Source organism: Actinosynnema sp. NPDC059797 (assembly GCF_042732085.1).
Lineage (GTDB): Bacteria > Actinomycetota > Actinomycetes > Mycobacteriales > Pseudonocardiaceae > Actinosynnema.
Window position 1 is genome coordinate 1 of record NZ_JBHWIE010000410.1, and the last position, 5,889, is coordinate 5,889.

General features: G+C 74.2%; 5 protein-coding genes and 1 pseudogene. 1 reads left to right on the forward strand and 5 read right to left on the reverse strand.

What is annotated here, in order from left to right; all coding sequences use genetic code 11:
• The coding region (locus ACFV4N_RS38520; RefSeq protein ID WP_499677620.1) for a TolB family protein at positions 1–1,166 on the reverse strand (1,166 nt) is incomplete at its 3' end.
• 133 nt (positions 1,167–1,299) lie between these two features.
• Positions 1,300–1,923 carry a helix-turn-helix transcriptional regulator gene (locus tag ACFV4N_RS38525; protein WP_499677621.1) on the reverse strand — a complete coding sequence of 208 codons (624 nt, stop codon included), beginning with the start codon at positions 1,921–1,923 and terminating at the stop codon, positions 1,300–1,302.
• 170 nt (positions 1,924–2,093) lie between these two features.
• Between ACFV4N_RS38525 and ACFV4N_RS38530 the strand changes: the two genes are divergently transcribed.
• A complete protein-coding gene (locus ACFV4N_RS38530) occupies positions 2,094–3,398 on the forward strand; it encodes a COG1470 family protein (protein ID WP_499677622.1) in 1,305 nt (434 codons plus the stop codon).
• 102 nt (positions 3,399–3,500) lie between these two features.
• Here the strand turns inward: ACFV4N_RS38530 and ACFV4N_RS38535 are convergent, their stop codons facing one another.
• The 3 genes and pseudogenes from ACFV4N_RS38535 to ACFV4N_RS38545 all read right to left on the reverse strand — a co-directional run.
• On the reverse strand, positions 3,501–4,322 hold the full coding sequence (locus ACFV4N_RS38535) for a carbohydrate ABC transporter permease (RefSeq protein ID WP_499677623.1): 822 nt from the start codon (positions 4,320–4,322) through the stop codon (positions 3,501–3,503).
• 3 nt (positions 4,323–4,325) lie between these two features.
• Positions 4,326–5,216, reverse strand: a complete 891-nt coding sequence (locus ACFV4N_RS38540; protein ID WP_499677624.1) for a carbohydrate ABC transporter permease — start codon at positions 5,214–5,216, stop codon at positions 4,326–4,328.
• Positions 5,217–5,219: 3 nt separating this feature from the next.
• Positions 5,220–5,889: pseudogene (locus ACFV4N_RS38545) on the reverse strand (extracellular solute-binding protein); the annotation flags it as partial.

Sequence of the window (5,889 nt, forward strand, 5' to 3'; positions counted from 1 at the left end):
GACTGGCGGTGCGCCCACGGGTCGAACCCGGGGCGGGGCCGGAACAGCAGCCTGGGGTCGTTGACCGCCTCGGGGTCCTCGCGCAGCACGGTCACGCCCAGGTCGCGCGGGTCCGAGCCGTCCGGGCGGATGTCCTGGAGGGTGGCGGTGAACCACGTCGGGGCGCTGGTGCGGGAGACCAGCAGCCGCGGCCCGGAGCCGTCGACCTGCCAGCTCGGCGAGCTGAGGCGCCGGTCCTCGCCCAGCAGCAGGTCGGGCGGCGCGGTCAGCGGCAGGCCGGGCGCGGTGTCGGCGCGGTAGACCTTCACCGCGTTCGGGTCGGCCGGGCAGGAGCAGGTCTGGTCGAGGCTCAGGAACAGCAGGCGCGAGCCGTCCGGCAGCCACGCGGGCCAGTGGCCGCGCCACTGGGCCTGGTCGCCGCCCAGCAGCGGCGTGCCGACGCCCGTCCCGGTCCCGGTCAGCACGCGCACCCGCGGCACGTCGCCCACCCACAGCGTGTAGGCGATGCGGCCGTCGACCGGGTTCCACGCGGGCTCGCCGGCGTCGCCGTCCGGCTCGTCGGTCACCCGGGTCTCCGGCCCGCCCGCCACGGGTCGCCGGTAGACCTCGCGGCCGCCGTCGCGGTCGGTGGAGTAGGCGACCTCCGCGCCGTCCGGGGAGAACGTCGGCCACGACTCGTCCGCGCCGGTGTCGGTGAGCCGCCGCGGCTCGCCGCCGGTCACGCCGACCACCCACAGGTCGCCGCGCGAGTCGAACACCACGCTCCGCAGGTCGGGCGACAGCTGCGGGTGCCCCGCGTCGTGCCCCTCGGTCAGCTTGCGCACCGCGCCGCCCGCGCCGCGCACGTACACCTGGGGCCGCGGCTCGTCGCGCAGGCTGGTGAACACCACCAGGTCGCCGCGGGCGGACACGTGGTCGTCGAAGTGGGCCGGCCCGTCGCCCATCACGGGCTGGGTCGGGCCGAGCCGGTCCGGTTGCGGGTCGACCGCGTAGCCGAGGCTGCGGTGCTCGGTGCCCGCGAACGCGATGCGGCCGACCACCGGCTCCCCCGGCTGGCCGGACGCTTCGAGCGGACCGGTGACGCCACGCACCACCGCGATCACCCCGCACGCCACCACGACCGCCGCGAGCGCGGCGAGGGTGCGGGTACGCGACCTTCTGGACAAGGTTCCACCTCCGGTCACCGGTCTGTCGCAGGCGATCGTGGCCGCGTGCGGCACGCGCCCGGGAGGTCCGGTCGGGCAGGGTCCGGGAAGATCCCCGGGACGTTCGGGCAACGGGCGCCCCGGGGGCAGGGCCTCAGATGAGGCCGTGGCGCATCACGTAGCCCACGGCGTGGGCCCGGTTGCGCAACTGGAGGCGGGTGGTCACCTCGTGCAGCACGTTCTTCACGGTGCGCTCGGAGAACGACATGCGCGTGGCGATCTCGCCGGTGTCGTACCCCTCCGACACCAGCCGCAGCATGTCCGCCTCGCGAGTGGTCAAAGTGGACAGCGTCGGCCCGTTCGGGTCCAGGACGCTGCGCTGCAACCGGCTCACGTGGTCCAGCAGCCGGCCGAGCAGGTCGCCCGGCAGCACCGCCTCGCCCTTGGCCAGCGCGACCGCGGTGGCCACCAGGCGGTCCTGGTCGGCCTCGGCGCGGCGGACCACCGCCGCCACCCCGCAGTCGATGGTGGTCTGCAACGCGTCCTGGTCGAAGCGGCCGACCACGACGCCGGTCCGCGTGTCCGACGAGCGCCGCAACCGGCGCAGCAGCGACGCCGCCGCGGCGTCGACCTCGTCGACCACGACCAGGGACACCCGCGCGCGCTCGTGCTCGCGCGGTTCGAGCACCTCGACCTCTGGGCGCGGGCGCAACTGGTGCGTGACACCCGTGCGCAGCACCGGGTCCTCGGCGTACACCGCGACCGGGATCCTCGTCATGACCGCCTCCCCTGACCAAGAACCGGACCGCCCCGGCGGTCCCCGTGCTGCCATCCTCCGCACGTGCGGCGGGTCGCGGGGGACGTGGGGGCCGCCGGTGCACTTGTTTGCCCCCGGTGTGCCCTTTTCTCCCTGCCGCAACGGGTTCGGCGCTGCCTACCGTTCGAGCGGTGACCACAACGACCGAATTCGGTCTCCCGACCGTGGTTGTCACGCCCGGTTCGGAGGCGATCACCAAGCTGACGGTGCGCAACGACAGCGACATAGTCGAGGCGTACGAGTTCGAGGTGGTGGGCGAGTGCGCACCGTGGACCTCGGTCGAGCCCTCGCGGCTCTCGCTGTACCCCGGCACGTCCGAACAGGTGACCGTGCTGCTGCGGCCGCCCCGGTCGCCGGAGGTGCGCGCGGGCGAGGTGCCGCTGGGCGTGCGCGTCCTGCCGGCCGAGCACCCGGAGTCGGTGGTGGTGTCCGAGACCACCGTCGTCGTCCAGCCGTTCCTGGAGCAGCGCGCGGAACTGGTGCCCGAGCGCCGCCGTGCCTGGCGCAGCGCGCGCTACCACGTCGAAGTGCACAACGAGGGCAACACCCCGATCGCGGTGGCCCTGGTCGCGACCGAGTCCGACGACCAGTTGCGCACCACCGTGCCCGCGCGACCCGAGGCCGTCGAGCCCGGGACGCGCGTGGAGCTGCCGGTCCGGGTGCGCATCGGCAAGGTGCTGTGGTTCGGCTCGCCGGTGACCTGGCCCGTGCGGCTGACCGCCGCGTCCACCACGCCGACCCCCGTGCCCGCCTCCGGCGAGGCCCCGCAGGCCGAGGAGCTGGAGGGCGAGCTGATCCAGCTCCCCGTGTTCCCGAAGTGGCTGCTGGCGTTGCTGGCGCTACTGCTGGCCCTGCTGCTGGCGTGGCTGGTGCTGGTGCGCCCGGCCGTGCAGAGCGCCGCCCGCGAGGCCGCCGACGACCGGGCCGAGGAACTGGTCGAGGCGGGCGAGCAGCAGGCCGCCGCCGCGCAGCAGCCGCCCGCGCAGCAGCAGGCCGGCGAGCAGCCCCCGGGTGGTCAGCAGCAACAGCAGGGGCAGCCTGGGCAGCCGGGTCAGGGCAACGCCGTCGGCGGCGGCGAGCAGCTGTCCAACACCATCGAGGTCCGCACCAACACCGGCGACCAGGGCACCGGCAGCTACGTCGTGCCCGCCGGGAAGGTCTTCCGCATCACCGACCTCGTGCTGGCCAACCACCAGGGCGACGAGGGCGTGCTGACGATCGCCTTCGGCGAGCGCACGGTGACCACCATCGCGCTGGAGACCTACCGCAACCAGGACTACCACTGGGTGACGCCGATCGACGTGCCGGAGAACAACAGCGTCAGCGCGACCGTCACCTGCGCCCGGCCCGGCACCCCGGCCAGCGGGCGGCAGGCGCCGAACTGCCTGCAACTGCTCAACGTCAGCGGCGTGCTGGCGGACGCGCCGCGCGGGTGACCGGCCCTCGGGCCCGTCGTGGTCCGGGTCCGGGTTCGCATTGGGGCCGGGTCCCGCCGACCCGGTCCCGGGCCCCGTCGCGAGCCCGACCGCGGCCGGCGGTCACCCGTTGACCGGGCCCCGCATGACCCCGCTCACGATCCGCCGGGCCAGCAGCGCGAACAGCACCACCACCGGCAGCGTGCCCAGCACCGCGCCGGTGAGCACCAGCGGGTAGTCGGTGTAGTAGCCGCCGGCCAGGCGCGACAGCGCCACCTGCACCGTCGGCGTCTCGTTCGGGTCCAGCACCACCAGCGGCCAGAAGAAGTCGTTCCAGGACGCCAGGAACGTCAGCATGGCCAGCACGGTCGCGTGCGGGCGCAGCGCGGGCAGCGCCACGTGCCAGTAGGCGCGCACCAGCGAGCACCCGTCGACGCGCGCGGCGTCGACCAGGACCTCGGGCACCGCCTCCCGGCAGGCCTGGCGCATCCAGAACACGCTGAACGCGCTCATCAGCCCCGGCACGATGACCGCCTCCAGCCTCCCGTACCAGCCCAGCTCCCCCACCAGCACGAACAGCGGCACCACGCCCAGCTGCACCGGCATCAGCACCGACCCCACCACCACGGCGAACAGCGCGTCGCGGCCCCGGAAGCGCAGGCGGGCGAAGGCGAACCCGGCCAGGGTCGACAGCAGCACGTTCGACGCGGTGACCGCGCAGGCCACGACCGCGGAGTTGCGCAGCGCCAACCAGAAGTCCACCGCCTCGAACACCTCGCGCGCGTTGTCCGCGAACTCGCCGCCGGGCAGCAGGGGCGGGACGCGGGCCGAGATGCCGGCGTTGTCGTGGGAGGCCACGACCACCGACCAGTAAAGCGGGAACAGCGAGGCCGCCACGACCACCAGCAGCGCCGCGAGGGCCAGGCGACCACGGGTGCGCCGCACCCCTCACCCCTCCCGCACGACGCGGCGCAGCAGCGCGGCGTTGACCAGCGCGAGCACCGCGCACAGCGCGAACAGCACCCACGACACCGCGGCCGCGTAGCCCGCGTCGAAGCGCTGGAACCCGGCCTCGTACAGGTACATCACCAGCGTCTGGAACTGCCGGTCGTCGCCGCCGGCGGCGGTGCCGCCGAACAGCAGCGGCTCGGTGAACAGCTGGAAGCCCCCGATGGTGGACACCACCACGGTGAACAGCACCGTCGGCCGGATCGACGGCAGGGTCACCGACCAGAACGCCCGCCACCGGGAGGCGCCGTCCAGCTCGGCCGCCTCGTGCAGCTCGCGCGGCACCGCCTGCATCGCGGCCAGGTACAGCAGCGCGTTGTAGCCGGTCCAGCGCCAGACCACCATCACGGCCACGCCCAGGTGCGCCGACCAGGGCCGCGCCCGCCAGTCCACCGCCTCGACGCCCAGGCCGGCCAGGGCCCAGTTGACCAGGCCCTGGTCGCGGCCGAACAGCTGGCTGAACACCAGGGCGACCGCCACCACCGGCACCACGTTGGGCAGCAGCACCACCGCGCGCCACACCGCGCTGCCGCGCAGCGGCCGGTCCAGCAGGGCGGCGACGCCCAGCGCCGCCAGCAGTTGCGGCACGGTGGCGACCACGAAGATGCTCGTCGTGTTGCCCAGCGCGTTGTAGAAGTGCGGGTCGGTGAGCAGCGCGGCGTAGTTGGCCCACCCGGTGAACGCGGTGGGCCCGTCGAGCAGGTCCCAGTCGTGCAGCGACATCCACGCGGTGCGCGCCAGCGGGTAGAACCCGAACACGCCGAACAGCACGAAGAACGGCGCGACGAGCAGGTAGGGCGTGACCCGGCGGTCCAGTCGGGCGAGCGACACGGGTCAGCCCACGAGCTTCCGGGCTTCCGCGACCGCCTCGGCCCACGCCTGGTCGACGGCCTGCCTGCCGTTCTCCACCCGGCCGAGGGCCTGGCCGAACACCGGTCGCACGTCGGCGTCGCGCAACCCCCGGTAGTTGGGCCGCACGGTGTCCGAGGAGGCGGCGAACAGCTCGCCGACCGGGGCGCCGCTGAAGTAGGCGTCGGTGTGCCCGAGCACGGCGGGGTCCTGGTAGGCGGCGGGCTCGCTGGGCAGGATGCCGGCCTCGACGAACAGCCTCTTCTGCTGCTCGGGCGCGGTCAGCCACTCGGCGAGCTGGTAGGACTCGCGCTGGTGGGCGCCCTGCGCCGGCACCACGAGGTGGGAGCCGCCCCAGTTGCCGCCGCCGCCGGGCACCGCGGTGACGTCCCACTTGCCCGCACCGGCCTCGCCGCCGATCTCCCGGATCTGGGCGAGCATCCACGCCGGGCAGGTGATGGTGGCGAAGGAGCCCTGGTTGATGGCCACGTTCCAGTCCGGGGTGAACGGGGCGACGCGGGCCGTCTGCCCCTTGGCGCCGATCCCGCCCGCGATCTCGAACGCCCGCCGCACGTTGGGGTTGGTGTCGCCGATGAAGGAGTCCTCGGACTGGGCGAATTAGTTCTCATCGGCGTGGTACAGCACGGCGGTGTAG

Bases quoted from the DNA above. Each gene is read 5' to 3' on its own strand.
- ACFV4N_RS38525 (WP_499677621.1), bottom strand. From the start codon at position 1,923: ATGACGAGGATCCCGGTCGCGGTGTACGCCGAGGACCCGGTGCTGCGC.